At 62.9% G+C, this 14,981-nt stretch carries 16 protein-coding genes and 1 tRNA gene; 11 read left to right on the plus strand and 6 right to left on the minus strand.

Annotation, left to right across the window (positions count from 1 at the left end):
• Nucleotides 1-9: 9 nt before the first annotated feature.
• From RX331_RS00460 to rpsA, 3 genes are all read right to left on the minus strand, one after another.
• Nucleotides 10-315 (minus strand): integration host factor subunit beta, encoded by a 306-nt coding sequence (locus tag RX331_RS00460; protein ID WP_057844774.1) that lies wholly within the window; start codon nucleotides 313-315, stop codon nucleotides 10-12.
• Between the two features lie 170 nt (nucleotides 316-485).
• Entirely contained in the window at nucleotides 486-1,457 is a 972-nt protein-coding gene (gene sppA, locus RX331_RS00465) for a signal peptide peptidase SppA (protein WP_317254728.1), read from the minus strand.
• Nucleotides 1,458-1,761: 304 nt separating this feature from the next.
• Nucleotides 1,762-3,465 carry a 30S ribosomal protein S1 gene (gene rpsA / locus RX331_RS00470; protein WP_317254729.1) on the minus strand — a complete coding sequence of 568 codons (1,704 nt, stop codon included), beginning with the start codon at nucleotides 3,463-3,465 and terminating at the stop codon, nucleotides 1,762-1,764.
• A gap of 500 nt (nucleotides 3,466-3,965) precedes the next feature.
• On the opposite strand from rpsA, the gene RX331_RS00475 reads away from it, so the two are divergent.
• Complete coding sequence (locus RX331_RS00475) at nucleotides 3,966-4,136, plus strand: hypothetical protein (protein ID WP_317254730.1); 171 nt, start codon at nucleotides 3,966-3,968, stop codon at nucleotides 4,134-4,136.
• A gap of 49 nt (nucleotides 4,137-4,185) precedes the next feature.
• Here RX331_RS00475 and cmk read toward each other — a convergent pair whose 3' ends face one another.
• Nucleotides 4,186-4,815, minus strand: coding sequence for a (d)CMP kinase (gene cmk / locus RX331_RS00480; protein WP_317254731.1), 630 nt, complete (start codon nucleotides 4,813-4,815; stop codon nucleotides 4,186-4,188).
• The gene (gene aroA, locus RX331_RS00485) at nucleotides 4,812-6,149 is read right to left on the minus strand and encodes a 3-phosphoshikimate 1-carboxyvinyltransferase (RefSeq protein ID WP_317254732.1); all 1,338 of its coding nucleotides are present in this window, start codon (nucleotides 6,147-6,149) and stop codon (nucleotides 4,812-4,814) included. The genes cmk and aroA overlap by 4 nt, the downstream gene beginning before the upstream one ends.
• Nucleotides 6,150-6,292: 143 nt before the next feature.
• Here aroA and RX331_RS00490 point away from each other — a divergent pair, with 143 nt between their 5' ends.
• The 3 genes from RX331_RS00490 (at nucleotide 6,293) to RX331_RS00500 (ending at nucleotide 7,323) form a co-directional block, all read left to right on the plus strand.
• Nucleotides 6,293-6,709 (plus strand): TIGR02300 family protein, encoded by a 417-nt coding sequence (locus RX331_RS00490; RefSeq protein ID WP_317254733.1) that lies wholly within the window; start codon nucleotides 6,293-6,295, stop codon nucleotides 6,707-6,709.
• Nucleotides 6,710-6,805: 96 nt separating this feature from the next.
• Nucleotides 6,806-6,881: transfer RNA gene (locus RX331_RS00495), tRNA-Ala, on the plus strand.
• A gap of 202 nt (nucleotides 6,882-7,083) precedes the next feature.
• Nucleotides 7,084-7,323, plus strand: a complete 240-nt coding sequence (locus tag RX331_RS00500; protein ID WP_317254734.1) for a GIY-YIG nuclease family protein — start codon at nucleotides 7,084-7,086, stop codon at nucleotides 7,321-7,323.
• A 4-nt stretch (nucleotides 7,324-7,327) separates the two neighbouring features.
• Here RX331_RS00500 and RX331_RS00505 read toward each other — a convergent pair whose 3' ends face one another.
• Nucleotides 7,328-7,786, minus strand: a complete 459-nt coding sequence (locus RX331_RS00505; protein ID WP_317254735.1) for a MarR family transcriptional regulator — start codon at nucleotides 7,784-7,786, stop codon at nucleotides 7,328-7,330.
• A gap of 165 nt (nucleotides 7,787-7,951) precedes the next feature.
• Between RX331_RS00505 and RX331_RS00510 the strand changes: the two genes are divergently transcribed.
• The 7 genes from RX331_RS00510 to RX331_RS00540 all read left to right on the plus strand — a co-directional run bounded on the left by RX331_RS00510 (nucleotide 7,952) and on the right by RX331_RS00540 (nucleotide 14,939).
• Nucleotides 7,952-8,377 (plus strand): organic hydroperoxide resistance protein, encoded by a 426-nt coding sequence (locus RX331_RS00510; protein ID WP_317254736.1) that lies wholly within the window; start codon nucleotides 7,952-7,954, stop codon nucleotides 8,375-8,377.
• Nucleotides 8,378-8,568: 191 nt separating this feature from the next.
• Nucleotides 8,569-9,765 (plus strand): CaiB/BaiF CoA-transferase family protein, encoded by a 1,197-nt coding sequence (locus RX331_RS00515; protein WP_317254737.1) that lies wholly within the window; start codon nucleotides 8,569-8,571, stop codon nucleotides 9,763-9,765.
• A 291-nt stretch (nucleotides 9,766-10,056) separates the two neighbouring features.
• Nucleotides 10,057-11,370: a sn-glycerol-3-phosphate ABC transporter substrate-binding protein UgpB gene (gene ugpB, locus RX331_RS00520; RefSeq protein WP_317254738.1), complete on the plus strand. Its 1,314-nt coding sequence runs from the start codon at nucleotides 10,057-10,059 to the stop codon at nucleotides 11,368-11,370.
• Between the two features lie 82 nt (nucleotides 11,371-11,452).
• Nucleotides 11,453-12,334, plus strand: a complete 882-nt coding sequence (gene ugpA / locus RX331_RS00525) for a sn-glycerol-3-phosphate ABC transporter permease UgpA (RefSeq protein ID WP_317254739.1) — start codon at nucleotides 11,453-11,455, stop codon at nucleotides 12,332-12,334.
• The gene (ugpE, locus tag RX331_RS00530) at nucleotides 12,334-13,182 is read left to right on the plus strand and encodes a sn-glycerol-3-phosphate ABC transporter permease UgpE (RefSeq protein WP_317254740.1); all 849 of its coding nucleotides are present in this window, start codon (nucleotides 12,334-12,336) and stop codon (nucleotides 13,180-13,182) included. The genes ugpA and ugpE overlap by 1 nt, the downstream gene beginning before the upstream one ends.
• Nucleotide 13,183: 1 nt before the next feature.
• A complete protein-coding gene (locus RX331_RS00535) occupies nucleotides 13,184-14,275 on the plus strand; it encodes a sn-glycerol-3-phosphate import ATP-binding protein UgpC (protein ID WP_317254741.1) in 1,092 nt (363 codons plus the stop codon).
• 238 nt (nucleotides 14,276-14,513) lie between these two features.
• Entirely contained in the window at nucleotides 14,514-14,939 is a 426-nt protein-coding gene (locus RX331_RS00540) for an Hsp20 family protein (protein WP_057850485.1), read from the plus strand.
• Nucleotides 14,940-14,981: the final 42 nt, after the last annotated feature.

A 14,981-nucleotide genomic window follows, 5' to 3' on the forward strand; every position in this document is an offset into this window, starting at 1 on the left:
AAAAAATGCTTACGCGCCGGCCTCGGGGGAACCGTTGTCGCGGTTCAGCCGCTCGCGCATTTCCTTGCCCGTCTTGAAGAACGGGACGCTCTTCTGGTCAACCGGCACATGCGCGCCGGTGCGTGGATTGCGGCCGGCACGCGCCGGACGATGTTTGACCGAGAAGGCGCCGAAACCGCGCAGCTCGACACGGTCGCCGCGCGCCAGCGCTGCCACGATCTCGTCGAGGATCGCGTTCACAATGTTCTCCACATCCCGCTGATAGAGGTGCGGGTTGTGCTCGGCGATGCGCTGAACAAGTTCGGATTTGATCATCGAAGTTGGGATCCGTCGTCGTGCGGATATCCATTTCCGTGAAAATGCCTTGAACTGTCAAGACGCTAAATCACTTTTGGGCAACGCGAAATGGCGTGACAAGCGCCCCGGAACGGGTTTGTGACGGCACCCGCAGTGCGGAAAATGTGGCTGACAGCAGCCGGTGCGGCTCAGTTGGGCGTAGACGGGCGCCACAATGCCAGCATGCCGTCGAGGGAGAGCTGATCGACGGCCTGCACTGCGCCGATCTGACGCGCGATGGAACTCAAGCCGAGCGTATCAAGCGCCATGGAGGTCGCCGTGCGCAGGAAAGTCAGGTCGCCGAACTGCGGATTGAGCTTGTAGTCGCGCACCGGAAGATCGCTTTTGATCTTTTTCTCGGCAACCAGCCATGCAACGGCGGCTTTTTCATCGCCGAGCTGATCGACCAGCTTCAGTTCGACCGCCTGGCGGCCGGTGAAGACGCGCCCGTCCGCGACCTTCTCCAAAAGCGCCTCATCCATGGCGCGCCGTTCCTTCACCAGGCCGCGGAACCAGGCGTAGGAATCCTTCACCAGCGCGTCGATCGCGGCGCGCGCCTCCGGACTGGTCGGCTCAAAGCCGTTGGGCGCAGCCTTCAGCGGCGAGGATTTCACCTCCTCGACCTTCACGCCGACGGTCTTGAGCAGCTCGCTGAAGTTCGGAAACTGAAACAGCACGCCGATCGAACCGACCAGCGAGCTCTGCCGCGCGACGATTTGATCGGCAGCGAGCGCCGCGATGTAGCCGCCCGACGCGGCGAGGCCCTCGACCACGACGACCAGCGGCTTCTTCGCCTTCAGCCGCACCAGCGAGTCATAGAGCTGCTCGGAACCGGCGGTGGTGCCGCCAGGCGAATTGATGTGCACGATCACGGCGACATGGCTCGACTTCTCCAGCCGCTCCAGCGCTTCGACGCGCTGCTGGTCGCTGCGGATCAACCCTTCGATACTGACGCGCGCGATCGACCCGGCCGATGTCAGCGCGGCGGGGCCGCTCCTGGTCGCAATCGCGCCAAAGGTGACGATCGCCGCGATTGTCACGAGACCCGCTACCAGCCGCCAGAAGGTCAGCTTGCGGCGAATCCTGCGGCGATCGACGATCACGTCCGAATCGAGCGACATCGAATTTCTCCAAGAAAACAGATCAGCGCGTTTTGCGCTCATAGCGTCAACGGCGCGTTATCTGATTACATCAATTGCGGCGCAATTTGAAGAAAACAAGGCTCTGTCTCCCTTCCCTCTCCCCTTGTGGGAGAGGGTGGATCGAATGAGCGGAAGCTCATTCGAGACGGGTGAGGGGTTCTCTCCGCGGATACAGACCCCTCATCCGGCGCTTCGCCACCTTCTCCCACAAGGGGAGAAGGAAAAAGAAAAGGCCCCGGTCGAAACCGGGGCCTGATGTTTCGCAAAACAACCGGCGATAAGCTTACTTCTCGCGGTTCTTGAGCGCGGTGCCGAGAATATCGCCCAGCGTAGCGCCCGAATCGGAGGAGCCGTACTGCGCGATGGCTTCCTTCTCTTCGGCCACTTCCAGCGCCTTGATCGAGACCTGCACCTTGCGGGCCTTCTTGTCGAACTGGATCACGCGAGCATCGACCTTCTCGCCGACGGCAAAGCGTTCAGCGCGCTGATCGTTGCGGTCGCGGGCGAGCTCGGAGCGCTTGATGAACGTGGTGAAGTCGGTGCCCGAGATCTTCACCTCGATGCCGGCTTCCTTCACTTCGAGCACTTCGCAGGTCACGACCGCGCCCTTCTTGACGTCGCCCGGCTCGGCGAAGGGATCGCCTTCGAGCTGCTTGACGCCGAGCGAGATGCGCTCCTTCTCGACATCGACGTCGAGCACCACGGCCTTGACCATGTCGCCCTTCTTGAAGTTGTCGATGACCTGCTCACCCGGCAGCTTCCAGTCGAGGTCGGACAGATGGACCATGCCGTCGACATCGCCATCGAGGCCGAGGAACAGACCGAACTCGGTCTTGTTCTTGACCTCGCCTTCGACCACCGAACCGACCGGGAACTTCTCGACGAAGACTTCCCAGGGATTGCGCATGGTCTGCTTGAGGCCGAGCGAGATGCGGCGCTTGACCGAATCCACCTCGAGAACCTGCACTTCGACTTCCTGCGAGGTCGAAACGATCTTTCCGGGGTGCATGTTCTTCTTGGTCCACGACATCTCCGAGACGTGGATCAGGCCTTCGATGCCCGGCTCCAGTTCGACGAACGCGCCGTAGTCGGTGATGTTGGTGACGCGGCCGGTGAAGCGCGCGTTCAGCGGGTACTTCGCCTCGATGCCCTGCCACGGATCATCCAGCAGCTGTTTCATGCCGAGCGAGATGCGGTGGGTCTCGTGGTTGATCTTGATGATCTTGACCTTCACCGTCTGGCCGATGGTGAGCACCTCGGTCGGGTGATTGACCCGGCGCCAGGCGATATCGGTGACGTGGAGCAGGCCGTCGATGCCGCCGAGATCAACAAACGCACCGTAATCGGTGATATTCTTGACCACGCCGTCGATCACCTGACCTTCTTCGAGGTTCTGCACCAGCTCCTGGCGCTGCTCGGCGCGGGTCTCTTCGAGAACCGTGCGGCGCGACACCACGATGTTGCCGCGGCGGCGGTCCATCTTGAGGATCTGGAACGGCTGTGAGTTGTTCATCAGCGGCGCAACGTCGCGGATCGGACGAATGTCGACCTGCGAGCGCGGCAGGAAGGCCACAGCGCCGTCGAGATCGACGGTGAAGCCGCCCTTGACCTGGTTGAAGATGACGCCGTGAACCTTCTCGTTGTTCTGGAACGCCTTCTCCAGCTTGCCCCAGCTCTCCTCGCGGCGCGCCTTGTCGCGCGACAGCACGGCTTCGCCGAGCGCATTTTCGATTCTGTCGAGGAACACCTCGACTTCATCGCCGACCTTGAGATCGCTTTCACGGCCGGGGCCGGCGAATTCGCGCAGCGCGACGCGGCCCTCGGTCTTCAGGCCGACGTCGATGACGGCCATGTCCTTTTCAATTGCAACCACCTTGCCCTTGATGACGGAGCTTTCCTGCAGATTGCCGCCGGCAAAGGACTCGTCCAGCATCGCAGCGAAATCGTCACGGGTAGGATTATAGGAAGCAGCAGTATTCGAAGCCATTTGTTCTCCAATGCGGGATATCGCCGGCCATTCGGGTTAAAGGGCGCATCGCGCGTGAAGTGTCAGGGTCCGCAAATCCTGACGACCACGTTTGCGGGAGGCGCAAAAGCGGGCCGGCAGCATGCCTGCACGTTCGATACGTATTGAATTTATCCGGAGCCTGAAACGAGCTTGTCGACTTCAGGAGCCTGGAGCGGACTTTCCTCCAATGACGGCGGAGGTTCAAACCTGCCAGCCGGCCCGCTCGGACAGCCCTGATCTTATCGAGGGTGGCCCGGATGGGCGTGGATATAGCCCCAGAGGCCAATTTCAGCAAGCGGAAACGCCCCTGATTTACGGGCCTTTAAGCCTGACGGACGCTGACCATCGCCCCGGCCCTCAACGTCTTGTTGACCCCATGGCGCGAAAGTCTCGCCGGCCCGGGCGGGGTGGAACCCGACCTTAAGCCGCGTCCACCACATGATGCCGCCGTTCAATTTATTCAATTTAAGGGGCTGCCCATGAAGAGCCTGATCGCTCTGACCGCCATCGCCATTTTTACCGTCACCGTGGCCGTCGCCGGCAAGCCGCCCGCCTTTGCGACCGACAAGGCGACTGCCGCAGCCAAGTCGAAGCCTGTCATGATGGCCGAGCAGCAATTGCCGTTCGAGCGTGGGCGCTCGAAGAACTGATCCTAAGATTTTGGCTGCGACGTCGGCTGCCGGCGGACCGACATAGAACTCACCGCCTGGCGCGGACTGCCTCGACGATGGCAATCGCGGCGCGCACGCCGGCCTCGATGTCGAGATTGGTATTATCGAGAATATGGGCATCGGCCGCCGCCTTGAGCGGGGCGGCCGCGCGATTCTTGTCCCGTTCATCGCGCTTGAGGATGTCCGCCAGCACCGCCGCCTCATCCGCCTCCTCGCCACGGGCGCGGGCTTCCAGCGTCCGGCGGCGGGCCCGGACCTGCGGGTCGGCCACGACAAAGATCTTCACGTCGGCATCCGGACAGATGATGGTGCCGATGTCGCGCCCATCGAGCACCGCACCGGGTGGATCGGCCGCGAACTGCCGCTGAAAATTGACCAGGGCCTCGCGCACGCTGGGAATAGCCGATACCACCGAGGCCGCATCGCCGATCCGCTGCGTCTTCAGTTCCGGATGGCCGAATTTTTCAGGATCGAGCTCCATCGCAATCGCAACGGCCCTCGCCTCGTCGGTCAGTTCAAAACCCTGGTCGAGCAGCGCCTTCGCCACCGCGCGGTAGATCACGCCGGTGTCGAGATGGCGGTAGCCGTAATGGTGGGCGAGGCGCTTGCCGAGCGTGCCCTTGCCGGATGCCGCCGGCCCGTCGATGGCGATGATCATGAAAACTCGGCTCCGAGGGAGCGCATCATCGCAATGAAATCCGGAAAGCTCGTGGCGATGAAGGTGGTGTCGTCGACCTTGACCGGCTTGTCGGCGGCGAGCCCCATCACCAGCGCCGACATCGCGATGCGGTGATCCATGTGGGTGGCGACGAGGCCGCCGCCCGGCACGTGCCCGCGGCCCTCGACGATCAGGTCATTGCCGACAATCTCCACCTTGACGCCGTTGACGCGCAGCATGGCGGCGGTCGCCTCGAGGCGGTCCGATTCCTTGACGCGCAGTTCCTGCAGACCGCGCATGATTGTCGTGCCCTCGGCGAAGGCGGCGGCGACCGCCAGCACCAGATATTCGTCGATCATCGACGGCGCGCGCTCCGGCGGCACCTCGACGCCGCGCAGCTTCGAGGCGCGCACGCGCAAGCTCGCCATCGGCTCACCGGCGTCGCCGCGGACATCGGCCTCCTCGATGGAAGCGCCCATCTCGCGCAGCGTCGTGAACAGGCCGGTGCGCAGCGGATTGGTCATCACGTCGGAGAAGGTCACATCGGACCCCTCGACGATCAGCGCCGCCACGATCGGGAAGGCCGCCGACGACGGATCGGCCGGCACAATAACCGCAGCGCCATGCAGTTCGGGCTGGCCCGTCAGCGCGATCTTGCGTCCGTGGGCACCTTCTTTAGCCGAGACGATCTCGGCGCCGAAATGCTTCAGCATCAATTCGGTGTGGTCGCGGCTGGCTTCCTGCTCGATGACCGTGGTGACACCCGGCGCGGCGAGGCCCGCCAGCAGCACCGCGGACTTGATCTGGGCTGATGCCACCGGAGTGCGGTAGAGGATCGGCACCGGCTCGCGTGCGCCGTGCAGCGTCAGCGGCAGGCGCCCGCCCTCCCGGGCTTCGCCGGTCCTGGCGCCCATCAATTCGAGCGGATCGAGGATGCGCCGCATCGGGCGGGATCGCAGCGAGGCGTCGCCGTCAAAAACGGCGGTGATCGGGCAGCCCGCGACGGCCCCCATCACCAGCCGACACCCGGTGCCGGAATTGCCGAAATCGAGCGGGGCGGTCGGCTGGGCGAAGCCGGCGACCCCCACGCCCCGGACCTGCCAGGCGAACGGGCCGGTCCGCTCGACCTTGGCGCCCAGCGCCTGCATCGATTTGGCGGTATTGAGGACGTCTTCGCCCTCCAATAGGCCGGAAATCCGGGTTTCGCCGACCGAAAGCGCCCCCAGAATGAGCGCGCGGTGCGAAATCGACTTGTCCCCGGGCACACGGACTTTTCCAGCCAGTGGGCCACTGGTGCGGGATTCCAGGGGGGTGGGCGTCACGGAATGGGTCAAGATCGGAGATCCTCTGCGGGGCCGGCAGTATCACATGGGCCCCACGGCGTCACGCGGCGGTCAAATGCCGAAAGCGCTATTGACACCGGCCCCTCAACTAGCCAAGTGAAGCACCGTTTTTCAGAATTTCCCAGGATCCACACGTGGCCAAATCCGACCTCGGAACCAAGCGCATTTGCCCGACCACGGGTAAGAAATTCTACGACTTGAACAAGAACCCCGTGATCTCGCCGTATACCGGCGAGGTGGTGCCGATCGCGCCGATCACACCGCCGCGGGCGGCCCGTGGCGATGCTGCACGTGCCGCCGCAGCGACCACCACCGCCGACATGCCGGAGCCCGCGGAAGCCGAAGAGTTGGTCTCGCTCGAGGAGGCCGACGCCGAAGAGAATACCGGCAAGGTCAAGGCCCAGGTTCCCGAATCGGAAGACGATATCGAGATCGACGAGACCATCGAGGACGATGACGACGACGATTCGACCTTCATTCCGGACGAGGAAGAAGGCGATGAAGACGTTACTGACATCATCGGTGATGTCGGAGGTGATGAAGAGACTTGAGATCCGCCCTGATCTGTGATCAAGGGTGCTGCCGCACGAGTCACCCACGGCTCGGCGGCCGGGGATAATCCACCATCCCTGACTGGACGTGTTTAAGGGGCCATAGCTCAGCTGGGAGAGCGCTTGCATGGCATGCAAGAGGTCGGCGGTTCGATCCCGCCTGGCTCCACCACGCTTTGCCCTTCGGGCTACGCGTGGCGCAGCCGTGCGGTACCCGAAGAGCGAAGCGTGCCCGGCGTAGCCCGAAGGGCGAAGACGGGCTGTTAGCCGCAACAAATCTTCAATCTATCCTAGCTAATGCTCCGCCTTGTTTGGATCATGCGGCCCCGCCAAAGGCTGGCTGATCCGCTTGCCACGCACGGGGCTGCAGCAAGATGTGGTACGTCTACGTTATCCGCAGCGTGGAGTTTCCGGATCAGGAATACACCGGCGCGACCGAGGATCTGAAGCGTGGAATTTCAGACCACAACACCGGGAAGTCCAGCCACACGGCAAAGTTCAGGCGTTGGAAATTGGTCTGGTACTGCGCTTTTCCAGACAAATACAAAGCGCTTGCGTTCGAGAAATATCTTAAATCTCACTCTGGCCGCGCCTTCGCCAAGAAGCGCCTCTAGGCCCCTACTCCCCCAACACCGCATTCAACCGATCGCGCAGCGCGACGATTTCGTTCTTCATCGCGACCAGTTCGCCGACCGAACAGTCCGAGGCCGCGAGGATCGATTGCGGGACCGCGCGGGCTTTTTCCTTGAGCGCCTCGCCCTTGGCGGTCAGCGCAACGAGCACCTGCCGCTCGTCCTCAGTGCTGCGCGTTCGCCTGATCAGTTCCGCCGCCTCCATCCGTTTCAGAAGCGGCGTCAGCGTGCCGGAATCCAGGAACAGCCGCTCGCCGATATCTTTCACCGGGACGCCGTCGCGCTCCCATAGCACCAGCATGACGAGATATTGCGGGTAGGTCAGGCCGAGCCTGTCAAGCAGCGGCTTGTAGACGCGATTGAACGCGTGCGCTGCCGAATACACTGCAAAGCAGATTTGGTTGTCGAGCCGCAGCGGAAAATCCGCCGAAGATTTTTTGGCCATTACGACCTCGTTAGCAGGCGCCCTTCGGGACATGATTTGACGATCTAAGCGCTTGATTTCAATTGCATACAATCAAATTGCGCGATTCGCAATATTTTATATTGTGCACGATCTAATTGTGTGCAATATATGGTTTATCGAAACGGCAACCCAAGGGAGACCGACATGTCCGTGAACGTGCTCTACAAGACCAGTGCCAAGGCCACCGGTGGCCGCGACGGCACCGCAAAGACCCTCGACGGCGCGCTCGACGTCAAGCTCGCCACCCCGAAGGAACTGGGCGGCGGCGGAGGCGCCGGCAACAATCCCGAGCAGTTGTTCGCGGCCGGCTATGCCGCCTGCTTCATCGGCGCGATGAAGTTCGTGGCGTCCCAGGGCGGCCCGAAGGTCCCCGCAGACGCCACCGTCACCTCCACGGTCGGCATCGGCCCGCGTTCGGAAGGCGGCTTCGGCCTCGACGTCGAACTCGCCGTTTCGCTGCCCGGCGTTGCCAAGGCGGACGCCGAAGCCCTCGTCGCCAAGGCGCACCAGGTGTGCCCCTATTCCAACGCCACGCGTGGCAATGTGGATGTCCGTCTGACGGTCGTGTAACGACTGGCGGTCGTCTGACGAAGTTGATCCAAACGGCCCGCCGCGGATACCGGCGGGCCGTTCGCTCCGCGGAATTTTCGCGCGTGCTACGGCAGCCGCGTCATGCGCCCGTGCGCGCGACGCCATTGCTGCCGCGCCTGAAGACCGCTAGCTCAGGACTTCCACGTCCATCCTGAGCGAAGGTCTTCTCCATGAGTTCTACCGGCGCAATGACCGGGCTGCGCGTAATCGATCTGACGCGCGTGCTCGGCGGCCCCTATTGCACGCAAATCCTCGCCGACCACGGCGCCGACGTCATCAAGGTCGAGCCGCCGGCCGGCGACGAGGTGCGCGACTGGGGCCCTCCCTTCCACGAAGAGGACGCGGCCTATTTCGTCGGCATCAACCGCAACAAGCGCTCGGTCGGCCTCGACCTGTCGTCCGAGGGCGGACGCGCGGTTCTCCTGAAGATGCTGGAGACGGCCGACGTCCTGATCGAGAATTTCAAGCCGGGCACGCTCGAGAAATGGGGCATCGGCAACGATGTGCTGCGCGCGAAATTTCCAAGACTGGTGCATTGCCGGATCTCCGGCTTCGGCGCCGACGGCCCGCGCGGCGGCAATCCCGGCTATGACGCGATCATCCAGGCCATGACCGGCATGATCGCGGCGACCGGCTCGCCGGAAAGCGGCCCGATGCGGATCGGCGTGCCGCTCGTCGACATCACCACCGGGCTTTATGCGGCGATCGGCATCCTGATGGCGCTGTCGGAACGGCAGCGTTCGGGGCTTGGCCAGTTCCTCGAAACCACGCTGTACGAAACCGGCCTTGCGATCATGCATCCGCACACCGCGAACTATTTCATGCATGGCAAGCCGCCGTCGCTGACCGGCAACGAGCATCCGAACCTCGTTCCTTACGCGATCTTCCCGACCAGGACCGACAACATCTTCATCGGCGTCGGCAATGACGGCACCTTCCGCAAGCTGGCCAAGGAAATCGGCAAGCCCGAGCTCGGCACCGATCCGCGCTTTGCCCGCAACAAGGATCGCATCGCCAACCGCGAGGCGCTGCGCGCCGAACTGGCGGCCGTGTTCAGCCAGCACGAGGCCGAGCCGCTGTGCAATCGCCTGCTGGCGGCGGGCCTCCCCGCAGGGCCGGTGCAGAAGATCGACCAGGCGCTCACCAATCCGCATACGCTGCACCGCGGCGATATCGTTTCAAAGGATTGGTACAAGGGCGTCGCCTCGCCGATCCGGATGGATCGGACCAAGCCGAGCCTGCGCCGGACCCCGCCGAAGTTCAGCCAGCACACCTCAGAAGTGCTGGGCGAGTTCGGCTATTCCAAGAGCGAGATCGAGGCGCTGGTCGCCAAGGGCGCGGTCTGCGGCGCCGAACGCAAGCGGTAACACTTCTCGTGTCCCGGACGCGGCGCAGCGTACAACGCTGCTCCGCTGAGTCGGGACCCAGCAAACCAAATGCGAATCGCAATCTGTGGGCCCGGCTCAGCGGCGCACCACTTCGTGCTGCGCCGCGTCCGGGGCACGGCAACAGACGGCATGTTGGCCTTCGCCTATTTGCCGGCTTCCCCCCACGCACGCTTCCCCAGTACCTTCCTTTCGCTTATACGGTCATTTGCACGTCATCCGGCGCTGTTATCGCGCGAAACGAAGGTGACGACCTTAACCCGGAGGGATTCCATGGCATTTCGACAATTCGGCGCAGCAGCGGCAGTGGGTGTTGCGCTGGCGCTTGCAACGCCCGCCCACGCTGCGATCGAGATCCAGTGGTGGCACGCCATGACCGGCGGCAACAACGACGTGGTCAACAAGCTTGCCGAAGAATTCAACGCCAGCCAGTCCGATTACAAGGTCGTGCCGACCTACAAGGGCACCTACCCTGACACCATGAACGCCGGCATCGCCGCGTTCCGCGCCGGCAATGCGCCGCACATCATGCAGGTGTTCGAGGTCGGCACGGCTACGATGATGAGCGCCACCGGAGCCATCAAGCCGGTCTACCAGCTCATGAAAGACGCCGGCGAGCCCTTCGATCCGAAGGCCTATCTGCCGACCATCACCGGCTACTACTCGACCTCCAAGGGCGAGATGCTGTCCTTCCCCTTCAATTCATCCTCGATGGTGATGTGGATCAACAAGGACGAGTTGAAGAAGGCCGGGATCACCGAAATCCCGAAGACCTGGCCGGAAGTGTTCGAGGCCGCCAAGAAGCTCAAGGCCGCAGGCCACACCAGCTGCGGCTTCTCCAATGCCTGGGCAAGCTGGGCGCATATCGAGCAGTTCTCCGCCTGGCACAATTTGCCGATCGGCACCAAGGCCAACGGGCTTGACGGCTTCGACACCGAGCTGAAGTTCAACTCGCCGGTACATGTGAAGCATCTGCAGAACCTGATCGATCTGCAGAAGGACAAGACCTACGATTACAGCGGTCGCGACAGCAAGAACGAGGCCCGCTTCGGCTCCGGCGAGTGCGCGATCTTCCTGACCTCGTCGGGCTATTACGGCACGGCCAAGGGCACGGCGAAGTTCGACTTCACCTCGGCGCCGATGCCGTATTATCCGGACGTTGCCGGCGCGCCGCAGAACTCGATTATCGGCGGGGCCTCGCTGTGGGTGATGGGCGGCAAGAAGCCGGAAGAGTACAAGGGCGTCGCGAAGTTCTTCGCCTTCCTGTCCGATACCAACCGACAGGCCAAGCTGCACCAGGAATCCGGCTATCTGCCGATCACCAAGGCAGCCTACGAGAAGTCGATCAAGGACGGCTTCTACGAGAAGAACCCGACCCTGCAGACGCCCTTGAAGGAGCTCACCAACAAGGAGCCGACCGAGAACTCGCGCGGCCTGCGCTTTGGCAACATGGTTCAGATGCGCGACCTCTGGGCCGAGGAGATCGAAGCGGCGCTGGCCGGCAAGAAGTCCGCCAAGGAAGCGCTCGATTCTGCGGTAGCGCGCGGCAACGCCATGTTGCGTACCTTCGAGAAGACTGCAAAGTAGGCGAAGCTGAACGAGGCCCCCGGCGCTCCCCTCGCACTGCGAGTGGGGGCGCCTGCATCACCGGTCAGACCGCGACGCCTGAATGGAAAAGTCCACCGTCTTCAACAACCGCCTGCTGCCCTATCTGCTGCTGTTGCCGCAGCTCGTCATCACGGTTGTCTTCTTTTATTGGCCGGCGAGCCAGGCGATCTGGCAGTCCTTCCTGCGCGAGGATGCCTTTGGCCTCCGCTCCGAATTTGTCGGCCTTGAGAACTATCAGGCGCTGTTCGCCCAGCCGGAATATTATGCGGCGATCCTGACGACCGTGGTGTTTTCGACGCTGGTTGCGGCGCTGTCGCTGTCGATTGCGCTGTTGTTCGCCACCCAGGCTGACAAAAATCTGAAGGCGGGAGCGGGATATAAGACGTTCCTGATCTGGCCCTATGCCGTGGCGCCCGCTGTTGCCGGCGTGCTTTGGTTTTTCATGTTTCAACCCTCGCTCGGCATGCTCGCACGTCCATTGCGCGGCGCAGGCATCGACTGGAATCCGCTGCTCAACGGCAACCACGCCCTGATCCTGGTGGTGATGGCCTCGGTGTGGAAGCAGATCTCCTACAACTTCCTGTTCTTCCTGGCCGGCCTTCAGGCGATCCCGAGGAGCGTGCTCGAAGCCGGCGCCATCGACGGCGCCCGGCCGCTGCGCCGCTTCTGGACCATCACCTTCCCGCTGCTGTCGCCAACGACGTTTTTCCTCCTGGTCGTCAACATCGTCTACGTCTTCTTCGACACGTTCGGCATCATCGACGCCGTCACCGGCGGCGGTCCGGCCGGCGCCACCACCACCATGGTCTACAAGGTCTATGCGGACGGCCGTCTCGGCGGCGACCTCGGCGGCTCGGCGGCGCAGTCGGTGATTCTGATGGTCATCGTGATCGCGCTGACCGCGATCCAGTTCCGCTATGTCGAACGCAAGGTGCAGTACTGATGGTCGAGCACCGTCCCTTCAACGACTTCATCGCCTACGCCATCCTGACGCTGGGCGTTTTCATCGTGGCCTTCCCGGTCTATCTGGCGCTGATCGCCTCGACCCATGACGCTGCGACCGTAGTTGGCGGCCACATGCCGGCGACGCCCGGCGGCCAAATGCTGGAAAACTACTACCGCGCGGTCTTTGTCGGCGGCGCACGTACCAGCCGCGAGCCGGTCGCCAACATGCTGATCAACTCCTTCGTTTCGGCGATCGGCATTGCCGTCGGCAAGATCTTCATCTCGATTCTGTCCGCATACGCCGTGGTCTATTTCCGCTTCCCGTTCCGCAAGACGGCGTTCTGGATCATCTTCATCACGCTGATGCTGCCGGTCGAGGTGCGCATTTATCCGACCTACAAGGTGGTCGCCGACCTCAAGATGCTCGACACCTATGCCGGGCTGATCCTGCCGCTGATCGCATCCGCCACCGGCACGCTGTTGTTCCGCCAGTTCTTCATGACGGTGCCGGACGAGCTCCTGGAAGCCTCGCGGATCGACGGCGCGGGGCCGTTCCGCTTTTTCTTCGATACGCTGCTGCCGCTGTCGGTCACGACGATCGCCGCGCTGTTCGTCATCCAGTTCATCTATGGCTGGAACCAGTATCTGTGGCCGCTTCTGATCACCACGAAGGATTCGATGCAGACGATCGTGATCGGCATCAAGAAAATGCTGACGGCGACCGACGAACTCGCCGAATGGCAGCTCGCGATGGCGACCGCGGTCCTCGCCATGCTGCCGCCGGTCGCGGTGGTCATCTTCATGCAGCGGCTGTTCGTGCGCGGCCTGGTCCAGACGGAAAAGTGAAATGGCCAATGTAATCCTCCGCAACGTCCGCAAGACCTATGTCGGCGGCTTCGAGGCTATCAAGGGCATCGATTTCGAGGTCGGCGACGGCCAGTTCTGCGTTCTGGTCGGCCCGTCCGGCTGCGGCAAGTCCACGCTGCTGCGCATGGTCGCCGGGCTGGAGACCATCACCGGCGGTGAGATCGACATCGGCGGACGCGTCGTCAACCAGATCGAGCCGGCCGATCGCGATATCGCGATGGTGTTCCAGAACTACGCGCTCTACCCGCACATGACCGTCTTCAACAACATGGCCTACGGCCTGCGCAACCGCGGCATGCCCGAAGGCGAGATCAAGACGCGCGTGGGAGAAGCCGCGCGCGTTCTCGAACTCGGCGCCATGCTCGACCGCAAGCCGCGGCAATTGTCCGGCGGCCAGCGCCAGCGCGTGGCGATGGGCCGCGCCATCGTGCGCCAGCCAAAAGTGTTTCTGTTCGACGAGCCGCTGTCCAACCTCGACGCCAAGCTGCGCATCGCCATGCGCGTCGAAATCCGCAAGTTGCAGCGCCGCCTGTCGACGACCTCGATCTACGTCACCCATGACCAGCTCGAGGCGATGACGCTGGCCGACATCCTCGTTGTCATGAACGGCGGCCAGGTCGAGCAGATCGGCAATCCCTTAGACATCTACCAGAAGCCGGCGACCACCTTCGTTGCCTCCTTCATCGGCGCTCCCCCGATGAACCTGATGCCGCTGCGCTCGGACGAGCTGAAGTCGCAGCTCGCAGGCGATTCGCGCCTCGGTGAAGCCGGCATCCTTGGCATCCGGCCCGAGGATTTCGTCATTACGGGCGAATCGACGTCCGGCGGTATCGCGCTCGGCCTCACGGTCGAAGCAATCGAGAAGGTCGGCGCCGAAACCTTCGTCTACGGCACACGGCAGAAGGAAGAGCAGGGTGTCGCCGCCACCCCCGGCGAATTGCCGCCGGGCGAAATCATCGTCCGGATCCCCGGCGCCGTCGGGCCGGCGATCGGCGAGCGAATCAGGGCGGTGGCAGCGCTAGACAAGCTGCATCTCTTTACCGCTGACGGCCGGAAGCGGGTGGGCGACTAACCCGCGAAGCGAACTCGGAATCTGGAGCTTGTAGCGCAACATTCCGGGTTCGATGCTTCGCGCCGCCCCGGAATGACGTTTGTGTGAAGCCGCCGCGGCCGATTTACGCAGCTTTCAGAGGCGCTTGAACCCTCCCCAAATCACCCCCATATTGCTTCTTGACCGGACGGCAAGTCGGCCGGCCGGTTGCATGGGGCGCCGCAAGGGCCCCTCAAAGTCGCTTCGAGAGGACTTTGTAATGTCTCGTGTTCCTTCGTTGTCCAGTCCGTTCCTGCTTGGGTTCGACGAAATCGAGCGTGCGCTCGATCGCGTCGTCAAAGGCGCCGACGGTTATCCTCCCTACAACATCGAGCGGTGTGACCGTGCCAACGGCCAGCCCGAACGGCTGCGCATCACACTGGCGGTTGCCGGTTTTACCCGTGACCAACTCGATGTGACCATTGAGGAAAACCAGCTCGTGATCCGGGGCCGCCAGCAGGACGACAAGGCCCGGCAATACATCCATCGCGGCATCGCCGCGCGCCACTTCCAGCGCACCTTCGTGCTGGCGGAGGGGATGCTGGTGCTGGGCGCGGATCTGAAGAACGGGTTGTTGTCGATCGATCTGGCCAGGCCGGAGCCTGAAAGGGTTGTTAAGACAATCGCTATCAATGAGCACGAATAATGGAACAAGGAGCGGACTCGACCGCTTAGACCCAGAAGGAGT

Origin of the sequence: Bradyrhizobium sp. BWA-3-5 (assembly GCF_032917985.1) — a bacterium.
In the GTDB taxonomy this organism is placed as follows: Bacteria; Pseudomonadota; Alphaproteobacteria; order Rhizobiales; family Xanthobacteraceae; genus Bradyrhizobium.

Excerpts from the sequence above, each read along its gene's own strand:
- RX331_RS00460 (WP_057844774.1), bottom strand. The coding sequence starts at position 315 with ATGATCAAATCCGAACTTGTTCAGCGCATCGCCGAGCACAACCCGCAC.
- sppA (WP_317254728.1), bottom strand. The coding sequence starts at position 1,457 with ATGTCGCTCGATTCGGACGTGATCGTCGATCGCCGCAGGATTCGCCGC.
- rpsA (WP_317254729.1), bottom strand. The coding sequence starts at position 3,465 with ATGGCTTCGAATACTGCTGCTTCCTATAATCCTACCCGTGACGATTTC.
- RX331_RS00475 (WP_317254730.1), top strand. The coding sequence starts at position 3,966 with ATGAAGAGCCTGATCGCTCTGACCGCCATCGCCATTTTTACCGTCACC.
- cmk (WP_317254731.1), bottom strand. The coding sequence starts at position 4,815 with ATGATCATCGCCATCGACGGGCCGGCGGCATCCGGCAAGGGCACGCTC.
- RX331_RS00500 (WP_317254734.1), top strand. The coding sequence starts at position 7,084 with ATGTGGTACGTCTACGTTATCCGCAGCGTGGAGTTTCCGGATCAGGAA.
- RX331_RS00505 (WP_317254735.1), bottom strand. The coding sequence starts at position 7,786 with ATGGCCAAAAAATCTTCGGCGGATTTTCCGCTGCGGCTCGACAACCAA.
- RX331_RS00510 (WP_317254736.1), top strand. The coding sequence starts at position 7,952 with ATGTCCGTGAACGTGCTCTACAAGACCAGTGCCAAGGCCACCGGTGGC.
- RX331_RS00515 (WP_317254737.1), top strand. The coding sequence starts at position 8,569 with ATGAGTTCTACCGGCGCAATGACCGGGCTGCGCGTAATCGATCTGACG.
- ugpB (WP_317254738.1), top strand. The coding sequence starts at position 10,057 with ATGGCATTTCGACAATTCGGCGCAGCAGCGGCAGTGGGTGTTGCGCTG.
- ugpA (WP_317254739.1), top strand. The coding sequence starts at position 11,453 with ATGGAAAAGTCCACCGTCTTCAACAACCGCCTGCTGCCCTATCTGCTG.
- ugpE (WP_317254740.1), top strand. The coding sequence starts at position 12,334 with ATGGTCGAGCACCGTCCCTTCAACGACTTCATCGCCTACGCCATCCTG.
- RX331_RS00535 (WP_317254741.1), top strand. The coding sequence starts at position 13,184 with ATGGCCAATGTAATCCTCCGCAACGTCCGCAAGACCTATGTCGGCGGC.
- RX331_RS00540 (WP_057850485.1), top strand. The coding sequence starts at position 14,514 with ATGTCTCGTGTTCCTTCGTTGTCCAGTCCGTTCCTGCTTGGGTTCGAC.